15 protein-coding genes and 1 tRNA gene are annotated in these 17565 nt (G+C 55.0%); 10 read left to right on the top strand and 6 right to left on the bottom strand.

Annotated features, from left to right (window positions below; genetic code table 11):
- Positions 1-5: 5 nt before the first annotated feature.
- Complete coding sequence (locus JO972_RS13485; protein WP_309490591.1) at positions 6-512, bottom strand: HNH endonuclease; 507 nt, start codon at positions 510-512, stop codon at positions 6-8.
- A gap of 223 nt (positions 513-735) precedes the next feature.
- Here JO972_RS13485 and JO972_RS13480 point away from each other — a divergent pair, with 223 nt between their 5' ends.
- Positions 736-2220 carry a carboxypeptidase M32 gene (locus JO972_RS13480; RefSeq protein WP_309490590.1) on the top strand — a complete coding sequence of 495 codons (1485 nt, stop codon included), beginning with the start codon at positions 736-738 and terminating at the stop codon, positions 2218-2220.
- A gap of 49 nt (positions 2221-2269) precedes the next feature.
- On the opposite strand, the gene JO972_RS13475 is transcribed toward JO972_RS13480, so the two are convergent.
- From JO972_RS13475 to JO972_RS13460, 4 genes are all read right to left on the bottom strand, one after another.
- Entirely contained in the window at positions 2270-4285 is a 2016-nt protein-coding gene (locus tag JO972_RS13475; RefSeq protein ID WP_309490589.1) for a DUF455 family protein, read from the bottom strand.
- Positions 4286-4331: 46 nt separating this feature from the next.
- Entirely contained in the window at positions 4332-5771 is a 1440-nt protein-coding gene (locus tag JO972_RS13470; RefSeq protein WP_309490588.1) for an FAD-binding oxidoreductase, read from the bottom strand.
- A gap of 46 nt (positions 5772-5817) precedes the next feature.
- Positions 5818-6441 (bottom strand): endonuclease III, encoded by a 624-nt coding sequence (gene nth / locus JO972_RS13465; RefSeq protein ID WP_309490587.1) that lies wholly within the window; start codon positions 6439-6441, stop codon positions 5818-5820.
- A gap of 69 nt (positions 6442-6510) precedes the next feature.
- The gene (locus tag JO972_RS13460) at positions 6511-7185 is read right to left on the bottom strand and encodes a 3D domain-containing protein (protein ID WP_309490586.1); all 675 of its coding nucleotides are present in this window, start codon (positions 7183-7185) and stop codon (positions 6511-6513) included.
- Between the two features lie 544 nt (positions 7186-7729).
- On the opposite strand from JO972_RS13460, the gene tal reads away from it, so the two are divergent.
- The 6 genes from tal (at position 7730) to JO972_RS13430 (ending at position 13695) form a co-directional block, all read left to right on the top strand.
- Positions 7730-8695: a transaldolase gene (gene tal, locus JO972_RS13455; RefSeq protein WP_309490585.1), complete on the top strand. Its 966-nt coding sequence runs from the start codon at positions 7730-7732 to the stop codon at positions 8693-8695.
- A 149-nt stretch (positions 8696-8844) separates the two neighbouring features.
- Positions 8845-10572: a biosynthetic-type acetolactate synthase large subunit gene (gene ilvB, locus JO972_RS13450; protein WP_309490584.1), complete on the top strand. Its 1728-nt coding sequence runs from the start codon at positions 8845-8847 to the stop codon at positions 10570-10572.
- 54 nt (positions 10573-10626) lie between these two features.
- A complete protein-coding gene (gene ilvN / locus JO972_RS13445) occupies positions 10627-11163 on the top strand; it encodes an acetolactate synthase small subunit (RefSeq protein ID WP_309490583.1) in 537 nt (178 codons plus the stop codon).
- A 286-nt stretch (positions 11164-11449) separates the two neighbouring features.
- On the top strand, positions 11450-11893 hold the full coding sequence (locus JO972_RS13440; RefSeq protein WP_309490582.1) for a hypothetical protein: 444 nt from the start codon (positions 11450-11452) through the stop codon (positions 11891-11893).
- 310 nt (positions 11894-12203) lie between these two features.
- Complete coding sequence (locus JO972_RS13435; RefSeq protein WP_309490581.1) at positions 12204-12821, top strand: PEP-CTERM sorting domain-containing protein; 618 nt, start codon at positions 12204-12206, stop codon at positions 12819-12821.
- Positions 12822-13245: 424 nt separating this feature from the next.
- Positions 13246-13695, top strand: coding sequence for a hypothetical protein (locus tag JO972_RS13430; RefSeq protein WP_309490580.1), 450 nt, complete (start codon positions 13246-13248; stop codon positions 13693-13695).
- A gap of 87 nt (positions 13696-13782) precedes the next feature.
- On the opposite strand, the gene JO972_RS13425 is transcribed toward JO972_RS13430, so the two are convergent.
- A complete protein-coding gene (locus JO972_RS13425) occupies positions 13783-15621 on the bottom strand; it encodes a DNA topoisomerase IV subunit B (RefSeq protein WP_309490579.1) in 1839 nt (612 codons plus the stop codon).
- 181 nt (positions 15622-15802) lie between these two features.
- Between JO972_RS13425 and JO972_RS13420 the strand changes: the two genes are divergently transcribed.
- The 3 genes from JO972_RS13420 (at position 15803) to JO972_RS13410 (ending at position 17489) form a co-directional block, all read left to right on the top strand.
- Positions 15803-15897: transfer RNA gene (locus JO972_RS13420), tRNA-Sec, on the top strand.
- A 54-nt stretch (positions 15898-15951) separates the two neighbouring features.
- Complete coding sequence (locus JO972_RS13415; RefSeq protein WP_309490578.1) at positions 15952-16614, top strand: SGNH/GDSL hydrolase family protein; 663 nt, start codon at positions 15952-15954, stop codon at positions 16612-16614.
- Positions 16615-16808: 194 nt separating this feature from the next.
- A complete protein-coding gene (locus JO972_RS13410) occupies positions 16809-17489 on the top strand; it encodes a DUF2459 domain-containing protein (protein ID WP_309490577.1) in 681 nt (226 codons plus the stop codon).
- The last annotated feature ends 76 nt before the right edge of the window (positions 17490-17565 follow it).

Raw genomic sequence — 17565 nt, 5'->3', positions numbered from 1 at the left:
TGCGTTTACAGGAAACTCTGCCAGCTGTCGTCAATGGCCCCTCGACGCCGATAACCGAACAGGGGCCGCCACGCGGGTGCTCGCGGTGGGACTTTGGGAAACATCTGGGCCTCCTGCGGAAGTTTATTTGCTTTACGGTTATTGCAGCTGAAACAGGAGGTCACAATGTTCTCCCAGCTGGTCCCCCCTCCCTTGTCGCGTGGCACCACATGATCGAGGTTCAGCTCGCGCTCGGGGAACACTTGGTGGCAGTATTGACAGGTGTGGTGGTCGCGTAGAAACACATTGTGGCGAGTGAAATTCAGCTCTCTGCTAGGCAGTTGATCATAGACCGCGAGGACAATCACCTTGGGGATCTTGATCGCGTAGCTAACAGTGCGGATGACTTTCTCGGACACAGGTTCAGAGGCCTCACTCGATCGCTCCAGCCAAGACCCCAGATCGTGAGTCTGGTATTTCATTTCGCCCTCCGCCTCGACCACATGCGCATGACCCCGGCAGAGAAGTTTCATGGCTCGCCGCACCGAGCACGTTTGGATCGGCTGCCACACCTTATTGAGGACCAAGACATTGAGATTCAGAATATTGATCATAGGCGCAATTCAACAAGTGAAGCTCACTTACCCTAACGGTGACCGATTTTCAAGGTGCAAATCATATTCCACTGAATAACTTTGACCTCTTTCGCGGCGTTTTTTCGCTGGCTCCATACGCTTCAAATGTGGAAATTAGGGTATGTCATCCGATTCATCTCAATACGATTCCCTCTGTGCCAAAAGCCGTGAAATTTCACTTCTAGGAAACACCGCCGGCGTGCTGGGCTGGGACCAAGAAACTTATATGCCGAAAAATGGCGTGGCGTATCGGGCCAAGCAACTGTCGTGGCTCTCTGGAAAAATCCACGAGCTCGGCACCTCGGACGACTTCCGCGAGGCGCTCGAAGGGGCTGAGCAGGAAGAGGGCGATGCGACGCAACAGGCCAACGTGCGCGAGATCCGGCACAGCTATGACCGCTCGACCAAACTGCCGCGTGAGCTGGTGGAAAAAAGCAGTGAAGCCACCTCGCTCGGCAAGGCCGCCTGGGCAGAGGCTCGCCAGAAATCAGACTTCTCCCTCTTCGCCCCTCACCTATCCACGCTCTTGGATATTGCCCGGCAGAAAGCAGAGCTCTGGGGCTACGAGGAGGAACCTTACGATGCCTTACTGGAAGGTTTCGAGCGCGGAGCCAAGACCTCGCAGGTGGCCGCCATTTTCGATGCCGTGGATGATGAACTCGCCGCCACCGCCCAAGAGGCCTGTGAACGATCACTGTCCCAGCCAAGCGATATTCTCAGCGGCCACTACCCCATTGCCGACCAGCAAACCCTCAACCGCGAGATTGCCGAGGACGTCGGCTTTGATTTCGACGGTGGACGGATCGATACCACCACGCACCCATTTTGCACCGGTCTTGGACCTGGCGACACCCGACTGACCACCCGCTACCTGGAGGACAATTTCACCTCCTCTCTGTTCGGAGTGCTGCACGAGGCGGGCCACGGACTATACAACCAGGGGCTGCCCAAAGACCAACACGGTCTGCCGGCAGGCAATGCGGTCTCACTCGGCATCCACGAATCACAATCACGACTGTGGGAAAATCACGTCGGGCGCTCGCGGGCGTTCTGGACCAAGTGGCTGCCACGGGCACAGGAAATCTTCCCCAACCTGGCGAAGCTCGATCTCGACACCTTTCTGACTGCTATCAATCGGGCGGAGAAAACCTTCATCCGGGTGGAGGCTGACGAGGCGACCTACGATCTCCACATCCTGCTGCGCTTCGGTCTCGAACGCAAAATGCTCAACCGGGAAATCGAGGTGGCAGACGTGCCGGCGGCGTGGAATGAGAGTTTCGAAAAGCTGTTCGCCATGACTCCTCCGGACGACACCCATGGCTGCCTTCAGGACATTCACTGGTCGATGGGTGGACTGGGGTATTTCTCCACCTACACCCTGGGGAATTTCAATGCTGCCCAGCTGTATCACAGCGCAATGCAGGATCAGCAAGTGGCCTCGGGCTGCGAGCAGGCGAACTACCAAGCGCTGCTGCAATGGATGCGCGAAAATATCCACCAGCAGGGCAGCGTTCTCTTCCCTCAGGATCTCATGAAGGCCGCCACCGGAGAAGGAACCAACCCACGGTTCCACCTCGACCACTTGAAACGTAGGTTTTTAAAATAACTCAATTAGCTAACGATGAGTTTAACGCGTCTATTTGCACGCGTTTGATTTAATCCAAATACTCCCAAACCGCAATGAAGGCTTGGGCAGTATTTGGGTCGTTGAGCACCACCCTGCGATTGTGAATAAGCTGTGAATGACCTGTGAGGAAAGCATCGGCCGGCAGCTTGTTTTTGCGCAAAATCCGGAAGCGCCCGGGACAGGATTGCTCTTTCTTGAGGTGCAGCTTGCGGAACAATTCCAAGGCCACCCTGCCCATGGTCATGCGCACATTCAACTCCACCACATGACGCAGCCCGAGCCGACCATCCGGGTGCCGGAAAACCATCGCATCCACCCCCACCGGACCAGAATAATCGGGTGCGATCTCACTGAATAATTGCGTCAATGCCGCGGGGATTTCCTGTCGGTAAAAGGGCATTACCTTGGACTCCCGGAAGAGAAATTCACGCAGGTCCGGCTCGAGATCGCTGCCCCATTTGTGATGCACCACGGTGCCGAGGAAGCGACCTTGACGATCGTTTTCCATCCGCGTCATGCCAACGTGCTGCACCTTGCCCTCGGCATTGATTTCGTAGAGACTGGAAAAATCGAGCACCCGATCGAGCCATGGCTCCACCACCAGACCACCGTGATGCCGCAGCATTTTCTCGATCCATGCTTGGTGCTCTTCCAACGGATCGTTCTGCAGCACCTTGCGATGCCCCCGCCCTGCGCAGGCGTGGGCGGCTTTGAGCAGCACATTGCCATTCTGCTGCGCGGCGACCAGCGCCTCAACGACGGCATCGACCGATAAACAGAACACACCACCGACCTGCACAGCGCCCTCTTGCTCCAGCTGCAGCTCCAGTCGGTTCCCCAGCTCCTTGCTAAAACAGATCGGCGGCAGCGGCTTGCGCCATTGCCATGGGACATTGTTGGAAATTCGATCGGCGACCGTGGCCAATTGCGCCGATGCGTCAGGCGACCACGCCCAGGGCCGAACGCCCCCCAGCTTGCGACCGGCAAAATCCTCGTGCTCCATGGCATCGATCGTCACCACCTCCGGCAGCCTGATCCCCGCTTCCTGCAGGCGCGCCAGATGCTCTTTCCCCGGTTGCTGACGGAGCAGCACGATGTCGTCACGCCGACACCAGGCAAAGGTCAGCATTTCCAAATCCGCCTCCAGAGCACGCTCCATTTTGTTTCCATCGAAGCGCTTGCCGCTCACCGCCGCCGCCACCTGAGATTCGGCATTGGCATTGAACCAGTGCAGCACCGGCGTGCGTCCGCGCGACTGCTCGCAGACTTCCAAATGAGCGATAAAATCATCGTCGAAGCCCGCCAAGCGCCTCCCCTCCGCATTGAAAGGAGCAATCCCCTTGGCCTTGGCCGGAGCTAGCGGAAAGGTCAGCGATTTGCCGAAGGCCTGCCAGTCGGTCTCCCCCTCGGCCTTCCATTTGCGGAACCACTTCACCCCGTGGCCGACGTGGCCAATTTCATCGAGGTAAATCTTTTCCAGCACCGCGGCAGTGCCGGTATCGCCCACCTGACGGAACAGGCCGGCGTAGTGTTTGGAAAAATCGAGGTTCGCCTGTTCGAAGGTGAGATTCAGGCGAGTGACGAAGTCCATGGGCGTCTCCATCGGCGCGATCAGACGCCAGAAATAATCATTCAACGGCAGCTCGCCGAAGTGGATGCCGCAGTCTTTCATCCGGCGCAAATACATCAGCGTGTGCATCTGCTCCTCACGCATCGCTTCGTAAACACCGGCGCGGTAGGCTTTGGGAGCAGTGGGGAAACGCAGCAGCACCAGCGCCATCAACTCGGCGGCGAGGAGTTCGTGGTTGGCGAGAAAATGCAGCATCTTCCCGCGTTCGCGGTCGTCATCGAGCTTGTTGACCCCGGGGAACTCGGCGCGCACGCCCTTGGCCTGGATGCGCAGCTCATCAGGTCGACCAGGAGCGTCCGGCAGCAAGATCTGCGGCCCCGGTGAATCGTCGGTGGCGGATTCCGGCCCCAGCGCCAGCTTTTCTTCCAGTGATGAAGAAAACAATAACCGCTCTGCCGCTTCGCGCATTTCCATGGCGCCGACCCTCGATACTCCGCACGCGGGAAGCAAGAGAAATGCGCTACTCGCTTGCCTCCGCAAGACGCGGACTCTGCGGGTGGCGGATGACGTTTTCCGGATCGTAGCGCCGCTTCATTTCGCGGATCATCCGCAAGCTTTCCTCGCTGTAATAGGCACTCTCCCAGTTGGCAAAGTCGATGTCCGGGTAATTTCGGTAGTGCTTGTCGATACCGGCATCGGCGAGAATGCTCTGCACCGCTTGCACGTTTTTGATGCAAGCCGCAGCCCGACTCGCTTGCTGCCAATATCCTTGAATCTCACCCAGCCACGGGTAGCTGCGGTGCGGATAGACGGATTCCGCCGCGTAGTCGCGACGATTGATCCTGCCGCCCAGCGTGTTCACCTGCCAGACGGTGCCGGAAACCTTCGCCACCTGGGCGGCCAGCTTGGGCATGACGGATGCGATGTCTTGGTAGCTTTTGTAATAGCCGGCCGATGCGTTCTTGAACGGCAGCGGACCGGGCCGACCGTAATACCTCCGGATGGCCTGCTGCGTCGGCGCAATGTGCACTGGTTCAGCTTTCCAAGCCTGCTTCGACAAGGTGGCGAAGGCTTTTTTCACCATCGCCTGACTGCCCGACTCGAAAAAGGTGACCAGGATCGTCAAGCTACTGCCATTCAGCACAAAGGCGGAAAAAACATCACCGGGGAGCTTCTGGGTGGCGATGAACCAGGCGGAACAAAGCTCCGCAGCTCGTGCGGGAGATAATCGCCGATAGCGGATGCGCTGACTGCGGAACGTCTTCGGCGCCACGACGGTGCGGAAGCGCAGCTCGGTGACGATGCCGAAGTTGCCATTGCCGCCGCCCCGACAGGTCTTCAGCAGCTCCGGGTGCTGATCGCTGTCGTGAACCTTCCCAGCCCCGTCCACCATGCGCAGGCCGGTCAGATGATCACAGGTCAGGCCAAACTTGCGGGAAAACAATCCGTAACCACCGCCGAGGGTCAGTCCCGCGATGCCCACACCGGCGCAGGAGCCGGAGGGCAAAAGGCGGCCTTTGGGAAAGAGGAAATCGCCCACCTCGCCGAGTCGACAGCCCGGCTGAGCGGTCAGCAGGTCACGCTCCGCATCGTAGGACAGCGCCTTCATCTCTGAGAGATCGAGCATCATGCCGCCGTTGTTCGAGCTGAAGCCCTCAAAACTATGCCCCCCGCTTTTCACCGTGATCTGCAGACGCTTCGCCGCAGCACGCGACACCGCAGCGGCCACATCCTGTTCCGTCCTACAGCGAGCAACCATTGACGGACGGAGTTTGAGTCGACTATTGAAAAGCTGGCAGGCTTCCGCATAGCCCTTGCTTCCAGCTTGCAAAAACTCCGGTGCTGGCGCCACAGCAGAGCCACTTTCGGCCCCCGCTCGATTCAGCCCCAACAACAAGGCGGTGGAGCCGAACGAGAATTGCCGCATGAAGCTTCTCCGCGAGTTCAATCGATCGGTCATGCTGAGGTCTCCCATTTTCTAAAGCTTTTCGATGTTTCCCAAGAACTTACTTGCTGTTCACCGTCGTGCAGATTTCGCAGGTTTTGCCATCGCAGCCTCGCGCGCTGCAGTGCTCCCGACCGTAAAAGATGATCTGCAGGTGCAGCTTGTTCCATTTCTCTTTGGCAAAGAGACGCTTACAATAGCGCTCGGTCTCCACCACATTCTTCCCCGGGCAGAGTCGCCAGCGCTTGGCCAGGCGGTGGATGTGAGTGTCTACCGGAAAGGCGGGCACACCAAAGGCCTGAGCCATTACCACAGAGGCCGTTTTATGCCCTACGCCCGGCAAGGCTTCCAGAGCGTCAAAGTCCTGAGGCACTTCACCACCGTGCTGTTCCACCAGGATTTTCGACAGGTCGGAGATCGCTTGGGATTTTCTCGGAGAGAGCCCGCAGGGGCGGATGATGGCTTGGATATCCTCCACCGGAACCTGCATCATCGCTTCCGGTGTGTTCGCCAGCTCAAACAGCGCAGGCGTCACCTGATTGACTCGTAAATCCGTGCATTGGGCGGAGAGAAGCACCGCCACCAGCAAGGTGTAGGGATCGGTATGATCGAGAGGGATCGGGGTCTCGGGATACAGCTCTTCGAGTCGCTGTACAATATAATCGGCGCGTTCTTGTTTCGTCACTCCGAAACATTAACGCGCCGATTGAAAAAGGTAATCAAAAAGTAATCGCCGAAAAAGGAATCACTCGAATTAGAGAGAGTTGGCATTCCCAGCCCCGCGGGTGCTTGCCATGTTCGAGCCGTGATGGCGCAGGCAGCCAAGATACATCTGGCGGCAGTGCGGATACTTGGTGCGGCCTTTCAGCAGACGCAGGCTGCGCTCGAAGGAGCCCCACTGGATCACAGTGATCTCCGCCTTGCGAGTTCCCCAGTAGCGCATGGAACTGAGTGAAGGTTTGAAAATGTCGATGGTGTTGGTTCCCACCAATGCTGAACCGTAGTCGTCCACCACATAGGTGTAGGGCTGACCTTTGATGCGGAAGGTGGTGCCCAGCGGGTAAACCGACCAATCAGCGGCGGCACTGCGAACGGTGCCGTATTTCAAAATACCACCAGCGGCATTCATGCGACCGGGAGCACCGGGCTCCATTTCCATGTGCGAGTAGGCTGTGGTGCGGACGTAGCGCGTGCGATCAGTCATCGGACGGTAACTTGGCATGCCGTGTTTATCCTTAGGAAGTGAAGCTGCACGATGAACTACCGAAGAGGATGGCGCCTGTGGCAGAGAACTGTCGGAACCACGGGCAATGGCTTCAGCTCGGCTTTTGCTCAGAGTGGAAGGAGCACTGGAGAGGCTGGAGGAACAGCTGCTGAGTGCAAAAAGGGAAAGTCCGCCGAGTCCGAGTAGAATAGTGTGTTTAAGCATAACGGTGGGTAATATTGTGAATGGGGGCTATAGTTTTTCGTCTTAAGTAAGAGCAATCGTTGTCTGGATGAATTGCCACGTTAGGGTAAACCAACAGAGAGCCGACAGAGTTTAGGCTTGGGCCGCAATCAATGGTTTGATTAAGCTTATAATTAACCTAAATAAAGTAACTTCCGTGGCGTTTTTTACTCCGCAGCTGAAAGTTTGGCAATACTTTTCTCGTAGCCACAGCTTATCCAAGCCATGAAAACCAACGACATAACTCGTTGATATTGTGTTTTGAACCTTGCCCCACCAAGGTCTAGAGTCCCCTCGTGCGGCCCGGTTCAGAGCCGGTGAAAAAATGTGACTTTTTTGCGCCTCTGCATTCTCGGCATCCAGGCGGCATGGCCATTGAGTATCGAACGGAATCGACACGCTCGCACCACGCAACCTCTGCGGCCCAGCTCATTTTCACATCATCCACCCATCGATCCCCTTATTATTCGATAGATGCCAAATATCCTCCTTGCATCGCACCGACCATTGTCTATCAATCCCACCCATGAGTGCAACCAATCACCTCGAGCAACTTAAGAAATACACTACCGTCGTCGCAGATACCGGCGATTTCGCATCCATGCAGGAATACCAACCCCAGGATGCCACCACCAACCCATCTCTCATCCTCCAGGCCGCCAACAAGCCTGAATACAAGCACCTCGTTGAGCAAGCCGTCAACGAGCACAAGGACTCCGATCTGGAGGGCAACGCGCTCGTTGAAAGCATCATCGACCGCATCCTGATCCTCTTCGGACTGGAAATCCTCAAGATTGTCCCCGGTCGTGTCTCCACCGAGGTCGACGCCCGTCTTTCCTTCGATACAGCAAGCACCGTGGCCAAAGCACGCCAGCTGATTGCCATGTATGAAAAAGAAGGCATCAGCCGCGATCGCATCCTGATCAAGATCGCTTCCACATGGGAAGGCATTCGCGCCGCTGAAGAGCTCGAGCGTGAAGGCATCCACTGTAACCTCACCCTGCTGTTCGCCTTTGCCCAAGCCGTGGCATGCGCCGAAGCCAAGGTCCAGCTGATCTCCCCCTTCGTCGGCCGTATTTACGATTGGTATAAAAACGACACCGGCATCGACTACAAAGGCGCCGAGGATCCAGGTGTGCTCTCCGTCACCAAGATCTACAACTACTACAAGAAATTCGGCTACAAAACCGAAGTCATGGGTGCCTCGTTCCGCAACACCGGCCAGATCACCGAGCTCGCAGGCTGCGATCTCCTCACCATCAGCCCCGGCCTGCTTGAAGAACTCCAGAACACCGAGGGTGAGCTGGAAGAGAAACTTAACCCGGCCACTGCCGAGTCTTGCGACGAGGAAAAAATCAGCCTCGACGAAAAAGCCTTCCGCTTCATGTTCAACGAAGACGCCATGGCTACCGAGAAGACGGCTCAAGGGATTCGCGGATTCTCCGCTGATATTGTGAAACTTGAAAAGTTGATCGAAGACCTTCTTGGATAATCGCTGATTTTCGCCGAAAAACAGCGATTTCAATAAGAAAAAATTCAACTAACGGGCTATTTTCCTATAAACAGCCCGTTTTTCATTTTACAAACCTCGCAATCTAGCCTAACTCGACCGCGAGAAGTTAATTTTCAGACAACCAAGCTATGGACACTCAAGAAATAGACGGAGCACAAGCTCTTATCAAGACCCTGGATAATCTAGGGGTGGAATATATCTTCGGATACTCAGGCGGAGCCGCGATTCCAATTTTCGATGCTCTCGTCACCGTCAAGAGCAATATCAAATTCATCCTCGCTCGCCACGAGCAAGGTTGCTGCCACATGGCGGACGGCTATGCCCGTGCCACCGGCAAACCAGCCGTGGTGCTCGTCACCTCCGGCCCTGGTGCGGGAAATACCATCACCGGCATCATGACCGCCCAGATGGACTCCGTGCCAATGATCATCCTCTGCGGTCAGCAAGTGACCTGGATGCTCGGCAAAGACGCTTTCCAAGAAGCCGATATCTTCGGCATCACCATGCCTGTGGTGAAACACAACTACCTGGTGAAGGACACCAATGAAATCCCCCGCGTAGCTCGCGAGGCACACCACATTGCCACATCTGGCCGCCCCGGCCCCGTCCTCATCGACCTTCCCAAGGACATCACCCAAGGCCCGTTCACGGGCGACATGGACCCTGAGTTTGATCTCCCAGGCTACCAGCCTGAGAAGTTCTACTCCGTGGACGCCTCCGATATCGATCACGCCCTGCAGCTGATCCACAAGGCCAGCAAACCTCTCATCCTCGCCGGTCACGGTGCGATGATCTCCGGTGCGGATGCCGAGCTCAAGGAGCTGGCGGAAACGCTGCGCTGCCCGGTGACATCCACCTTGTTGGGCAAAGGTGTGTTCCCCGAGGAGCACGAACTTTCTGTCGGAATGTTAGGTATGCACGGCACAGCCTATGCCAACAAGGCCGTCTGCGACTGTGACCTGCTGATCAACGTCGGTTCACGCTTTGACGATCGCATCATCGGCCAAGCCGATAAGTTCTGCGCCGGTGCCAAGATCATTCACATCGATATCGACCCGTCCGAAATGAACAAGATGATCACACCAGACGTGCGCATCGTTTCCGACGCCAAATCGGCACTCGCCGAGATCAACAAACGCATCTCCGGCCTCGATACCGAGCCATGGCTCGCGCAAATCGAAAGCTGGAAGAAGAAGTTCCCACTCAGCTACCGCAAGCAAGGTGGACTGCGCATGCAGCAAGTGATCGATGAAATGTATCAAGTGGCCGGTGGCGATGCCATCGTCACCACCGACGTCGGCCAGCACCAGATGTGGGCCGCCCAGTTCTACAAAACCAATGCTTCATGGAAGTGGATCTCCTCGGGAGGTGCCGGCACCATGGGCTTCGGCTTCCCCGCCGCCATCGGTGCCCAGCTCGCCTGCCCGGACGAAACCGTGATCTCCATCTCCGGAGACGGAGGTTTCCAGATGACCTTGTTCGAGCTCGCCACCGCCGCCCTGCACAAGCTGCCGGTCAAGATTGTGGTGCTGAACAACCACTACCTCGGCATGGTGCGTCAGTGGCAAGAGCTGTTCTTCGAAGACCGGAAATCCGGCGTCGATCTCGAGGGCAACCCGGACTTCTGCAAACTCGCAGCGGCCTACGGCATCCCGTCATTCAACATCAAGCGCCCGGCCGATGTGCGCAAGCAGTTGGAGAAAGCCTTTGCGGTGAAAGACGGCCCCGTGCTGATCCACGCCGAGTGTGTCAAGACCGACAACGTCTTCCCCATGATCCCGGCTGGAGCCGCTCTCGAGGACATGCTCACCGAGCCACCGAAACACAAAATGGCCAAACCCACAGGATCCACCTAGGAATCCATTCCTGATCAACATCCTGAATGCTCAACCTTCAATCATCCATTTATTATGTCTCTCGTAACAACAGACAATCCACCTGAATTTTTCATCTCCGAAGCTCCCGTGCACACCCTCTCCGTGCTGGTGAACAACAAGGCTGGTGTGCTCATGCGCATCTGTCAGGTGTTCGCACGCCGCGGCTACAACATCGATTCCCTGGTCGTGTCCCAAGGACGCGACAAACAATTCTCCCGCATGACCATCGGCATCAGTGGCGACCCCGCCGGCCTGGAGCAGATCATTCTGCAGGTGACCAAACTGGTGGACGTGATCCACTGCGTCGAACACGATAGCGATCACTCCGTGGTCAAGGAGCTGCTGCTGGTCAAGTTCCTGGTCGACAAGGAAGACCGCACGGAAGCGCTGCAAATCATCGATCACTACGATGGCAAAACCGTCGACCTCACCCCGACCTCCATGATCGCCATGATCAACGGTGAGTCCTCCAAGATCGATGCCTCCCTCGCCATGTTCTCCCAGTTTGAGATCATCGAGACCGTGCGCACCGGCAAGGTCGTCATGGCCCGCAGCGAGAAGCCGACCTAGTCCCTCAGGACTCGCGAGCCTCCCTCTTTCAAAAGCTGACACCTCCACGGTGTCAGCTTTTTTTTTGTGATCACCACCAACCTTCGTCCCCCAAATAACCAGAAAGTTACTCCCCCATCGCGTCAGTCGCAGACTCGATACGCGACCATGTATTTCTCTTATCGGCTCTCAAACTAACAGAGTAGAATCACATAAGAAACTAGGTATCAACTTTATGCTTCATTGTCGCAGAGCATCTGAGTTTTTTTACTACCCGAGTCCACCAATACCCCTGTTCAGAAATAGAATGAAATACACAATGATCCCCCTAATCTTATTGATCACTCTAACCACACTCACGCATGCCCTTAGTGAACCGAAGCCGATTGAATCATTCATTGAAACCACCGGCGAATATCAATGGTCGAATTCTGAGCGTATTGTTTCTATTGAAGAGAAGAACAATCGACTTCAATTTTCGATCTCACTCGATGGTCCAGACCGAAAGAAAACGATTGGACCAAAAGCCGGCGTATTGCAGCCAGGAAAACCTTGGAGATTCTGGATAGAAGGTAGAAATGAAATTTGGATGTTCGACGGAGACTCCCGCCTTTGGAAATACACATTCAGAACGGTGAAACCCAAAACATACCAAGACAGCATCAGTGAAATTAAAGACTCCGGTTCAATACCATCAAAGCTGCTTCGTGCACTTCCAGCTCAATTCGTCCAGTCACTCAAAAAAATCTGAACAAGGCTATGCGTGCCAGTCCCATCATGCGCTGTGACGATTAAGAAGAGCTCATTCGATCGGCAAAGAAATGCATAATGCATTGATAGTGAACAAACATATCCCCAAACCAAAAATACGATACTCATCCAAAGTTCAACCCAGAAGTCGAAAAACGCTCTCGGACAGCTTGTGACAAGTTTACGGAGTGAGTCTTCTTTGGAAAAATTTGTGAGCTATTTGTAAACATCATCACCAAATTTTGACCTCTCTAACCTTCTGTTTTTCATTGTAATCAAGATCAACAAGCTGTTAATTTTTGTTAAATTATATGACACTTAAAAAAATCAATCTCGTTCCGTTGTGTCTCCTGTTGATGACTAGCACCGGATTCTCAGCACTTACTGTGATCGATTCAACTTCGGGCACCATTCTGGGCACCTCTACGACCTATACCGTCACTAGCACCGAGGAGATCACCATAAAGAACGAAGGTATCAATACAGCCGAGAACAATACAATCACGATTACGTTCACGGCTCCAGTTGACTTGACTATTGCACCTCATCTTTCAAATACGACCGCTGTGTTTAGTAACACGAGTCCTAATAATACTTTTGTTGGCGATACCGGATCTTGGAGTTTCACCGCAGGGACTCTGACTTCCAGTTTGGTAAGCGACCCTTCCCCTTGGTATGTGATCTCGGGTAGTACAATCACCACAAATAAAATCACCGATGGTGGCGATCACTCGTCGGGAGCTCCGCGAGCCAATGAGGATTGGGGTTCATTCACGATCAGCGGGGTGCAAACCTTCACTTGGAATGCTCTACAAGGTGCGAATAATGAAGCTTATCGATTCCTTGCCACTGCAGCCGTTCCTGAGCCATCCGGAAGCGTTCTTTTGGGCCTAGGATTTTTAGTATTATTGGCACGCCGCAACCGCTGAAAGCGAATACCCATCTCTCTTGCGGATGACAATCAGCGCCTAACAAGCCCGCGCAAACCAATCCGCTCACCCGCCGGAATCGATCAGTCAAGGTGACGAGAAAACCTAAGTGATAATCAGGAAAAAGGCTCCTGTCGCTTCTGCGGCAGCCTCAAGTTCGGGCGGTTATTACATCGATGATCTATTCGATTTGTCAGAAGCCGGTGGATTTGTCCGTATTGAAGGATCCGACGGGGGATCAGGTGGTTGTGCGGTCGGAGGCTCTTTCAGTCGCCAAAACGGCCCCATTCAGGCTTCCTATATTGCGACAAACGAGGGGCGACTCCCGAGACGTTTGTTCGTCTACACCACCCAAGACAAGTAGCACAGAGCAAGCCGACAACAGGTGTGCATAGCACTGCAAAAAACCCCTAAGATAATTCACATGTCCCTGCCCATCATTCACCAGAGCACGATTACTTCGTCTTTTGGCAAAGCCATTTCAGTGGAGTTTTGTGGTGAGCATCACATGGGAGCAGATCATATCGAGTTCATTCCTTCTGAACCCATCGCTGGCGTGAAGCGGTTTTTCTCGACCAACGGAACGGCCCTCTTCAATGAAGCGGACGCCTGTTTCTACCTGTATGATTCGTCGCTCATTGTTCGCATTCACTCGGAATCGTGGACCGCAACGCATCTGGCGGATGCTCCTGAAATCGTCTACAAGAAACTAGTAGAGCTGCGCAGCAAGTTCTACCCAAGTGGTCGAGGCGGTGAGAAGCAAATCAACGAACTAACAGAGAACGATTGGAAAAAGGGGCTGGGTGCCGCTGCTGAAGGTGTTTTCCCCAGTGCCTGGAGTCCATTTATCGACCAGCAAAAGCATCTGAGATAATCGCTCGAAACAGCGACAGTCCACTGCGCCTTGTCCCCAGCAAGACGGGAGACAAGTGAGTCAGCGCAGTGCCCGTCGATTCCTCAGCTAGGCCGCATCGACGTCTTCGCGAAGGTTCTCGATGATGAATTCTTGGCGATCGGGGGTATTCTTGCCCATGTAGAACGTGAGCATTTCTTTGATCCCCTTACCTTCTTCCATCAGCACCGGGTCGAGACGCATGTCAGGGCCGATCATGAACTTGAATTCGTCCGGCGAGATCTCCCCCAAACCTTTGAAGCGAGTGATCTCGGCAGCCTTGCCCAGAGCTTTCATCGCGGCGACGCGTTCATCATCATCGTAGCAGTAGCGGGTCTCCTTTTTATTCCGCACCCGGAACAGAGGAGTTTGCAAAATGTAGAGGTGCCCGTTCCTAACAAGCTCAGGGAAGAACTGCAGGAAAAAGGTCAGCAGCAGCAAGCGAATGTGCATGCCATCGACATCGGCATCGGTAGCAATCACCACCCGGTTGTAGCGCAGAGTCTCGAGGTTCTCTTCGATATCAAGCGCGTGCTGGAGCAGGTTGAACTCCTCGTTTTCATAAACGACGTTTCGCTTCAGACCAAAGGAGTTCAGAGGTTTCCCTCGCAGAGAGAAGACCGCCTGGGTCTCAACATCACGGCTCTTGGTAATCGAGCCACTGGCGGAGTCGCCCTCGGTGATGAACACGGTGGATTCCTCACGACGCTTGTGTTTGCTGGCAAAGTGTGCCCGGCAATCTCGGAGTTTTTTATTATGCACCTTCGCCTTGCGAGCACGCTCTCTGGCGATCTTTTTCACGCCGGAAAGCTCCTTACGTTCGCGCTCGGCCGCGAGGATCCGTTTCTGCAATGCCTCGGCAACCTTGGGGTTCTTGTGCAGGTAATTATCGAGATGCTCCTTGAGGAAATTGCTGACAAAGGTGCGGATGGTTTCCCCTTTTTCAGAGACTGTCATGCTACCCAACTTGGTCTTGGTCTGACTCTCGAAGACGGGGTCCTCGATGCGCACCAGCACCGCAGCTTCCAGGCCGCTACGGATGTCCGCCGGGTTGTATTGTTTTTTATAGAAGCCGCGCAAAACCTGCACAATCGCCTCACGGAATGCCGCCAGGTGGGTGCCCCCCTGGGTGGTGTTCTGGCCATTGACGAAGGAGTAATATTCCTCGCCGCTCTCCTCGCTGTGGGTGAAAACAATTTCGATATCTTTCTCCCGAAGGTGGATCGGCGCATAGAGCGGTTCGCTATCCATCTCCTCCTTCAACAAGTCTAACAAACCATTCTTGGACTTGAATTTCTTGCCATTGAAAATGACAGCCAAGCCGGGGTTGAGATAGGAATAGTAGCGGCACATTTTCTCCACATAACCCGCGCGGAAGCGGGTCTTGGCTGGGAAGATCGTGCGATCGACATCGAAGGCCAGACGGGTGCCGTTTTGCCCCGCATCCTTGCGCGGCTTGGCCATTTCCTCGACCACCTCCCCTTTGCTGAACTCGATCGCTTTGGTTTCGCCCTCGCGCCAAGCTTGGATTTCGAAGAACGTCGACAAGGCGTTCACCGCCTTGATCCCCACGCCGTTCAGGCCGACGGATTTTTTAAATGCTTCGCTGTCATACTTCGCCCCGGTGTTGATCTTGGCGGCGCAGTCCATGAGCTTCCCTAACGGAATGCCCCGACCGTAATCGCGGACTTCCACGCGACTATCGTCATCGATGGTCACCTTGATTTCCGAGCCGTAGCCCATGACGTATTCATCGATGGAGTTATCCAAGGCCTCTTTGAGCAGGATGTAGATGCCGTCGTCTGCACTTTTACCATCGCCTAACTTGCCGATGTACATGCCCGGGCGCATGCGGATGTGCTCTTTCCAATCGAGACTCTTAATGTCTGCTTCTGTGTATTCTGCCATGGGTCAATTCGGGGAGGAATTTGTAAAAAATGAGGCTGTAAACGGCTTGGGATCACCGTTTGACGATATTTAACCTGTCTTAATCGCCAGCTGAATGCAACCGCGATTTTGAGAAACCATGGGTCGCTATAGTTTGACAACATTCCACCTCCGGATAGATTCAGCCTGTTCATCGTAACAAGGAGAGTGAAGCGTGCCTGGTGGTCGCCGCGGTCTTCAAAACCGTTGGGAGGCTGTCACGGTCTCCGGTTGGTTCAATTCCTTCCCTCTCCGCCAATTCCCCCCTTTGGCCATCGATGGCCCGATGATCGAGTCCCCCTCTCACATCCCATGAAATCAACACTCCGCCCCCTCCTCCTACTCACCCTCTCTCTACTCTCCGCCGGCCAGCTTTTGGCGGAAAAAACCAAAGTCGCCTGCCTGGGCGACAGCATCACCAAACGCGGCTTCCCAGCTGAGCTCGCAACCATGCTCGATGTGGAAACCATCAACGCAGGGGTGGCCGGCAATACCTCGGCCCAAGGCCTGCACCGGATGAACCGCGATGTGCTAGCGAAAAACCCTGACATCGTGGTGGTATTCTTCGGCACCAACGACATCCGGGTGGATGCCAAAAAGCACGTCAAACTGGATGATTATCGCAAGAACCTTCAGGAAATCATCAATCGCTGCCAGAAGCAGGGCGCCAAGGTGGTGCTGTGCACACCTCCGCCGATTGATACCGCGGCCTATTTCAAGCGCCACGACCAAAAAATCTACGATGACGCCGGCGGCCTCTCCCATTTGCTCACGCAATACAGCCTCGCCGCGGGCGAAGTCGCCAGTAAAAATAAAGTCCCTGTGGTTGAACTTCACCAACTTTTGTTAGGCGACAAGCAATGGATGCACAAAGACGGCGTGCACCCTAGCCCCGCAGGAAATACCATCATCGCCAAGCATGTGGCCATAGCAGTCCGGCCCTTGTTACCTGCGGCCAGCTCGACAAAAAAATAGCCGCTACCTCTTTGAGTAAACTCATCCAGGTAGCGACCGGTGCGGGTGTGAAGCCCGCTGTCTGAAGGATACCATCCCGCAGACAGGCGCTCTATGGGCCACCGCACGGCTGAGGTCAAGGACTCATTCACTTGTTTCTTCTTGCGCAAAATCAGGGCAGTGGTCAGATTTCCCACATGCTAATTTTCCAGCACATGAAGGGAGACAGTTTTCTGCTCGCGCTCACCCTCTTATCCACCTCGTGCAGCATCACGAGCTACATCAAAACACCCCGCCCTGCAGCGCCGCACCAGGCTCCTGCGACGCAGATGGCTGAGGATCGCGTCCGGATTCAAGTTTACAGCCACGGCTGGCATGCAGGGCTAGTTCTCCCGGCAAGCGCTTTACGGCGTCATGCCTGGACCGAGGATTTGCAGATCGCTCAGAACCAATATGTGGAACTTGGCTGGGGGTCTGAGGAATTTTACCGCACCGAGGGACTAAATACTCCAATGATCGTTCGAGGCCTGTTCTGGCCGACCGCTGCGGTGATGCATATTGAGCGCTTTGACGAATCGCCCTACCAGCACTATCCTTACAGCCAACTGGAAACGTTCGACCTCACCGAAGAAGAAGCCGACCGACTGGTCACGCACTTAAGCCGATCCTTCGCCCGCAGCAAAGACGGCCAGGGAAAGCTCAGACTGATCGATCTCGGGCCGGGATTGAAACCCAACAGCAGCTACTACCGCAGCCGATCGAAATACTTCTACCCACAAACCTGCAACATCTGGACAGCCAACTTACTACGCGCAGCGGGCATCCAAGTGCGGCGGACCACACGATCGCCCAAGCTGATGGAGGAAATCCGCGAGTCGCCCAGGCTTGTTCGATGACATCATTACAAGGGACGTGTTAGGCGGCATAGCTGACTCGTAGCGATGGCTTTGCCGAGTTCGTGTGCTCACGGAT

Origin of the sequence: Oceaniferula flava, assembly GCF_016811075.1 — a bacterium.
Lineage (GTDB): Bacteria > Verrucomicrobiota > Verrucomicrobiia > Verrucomicrobiales > Akkermansiaceae > Oceaniferula > Oceaniferula flava.
The sequence above is the reverse complement of the archived record's forward strand: the minus strand, read 5'-3'. Positions and strand labels throughout refer to the sequence as shown.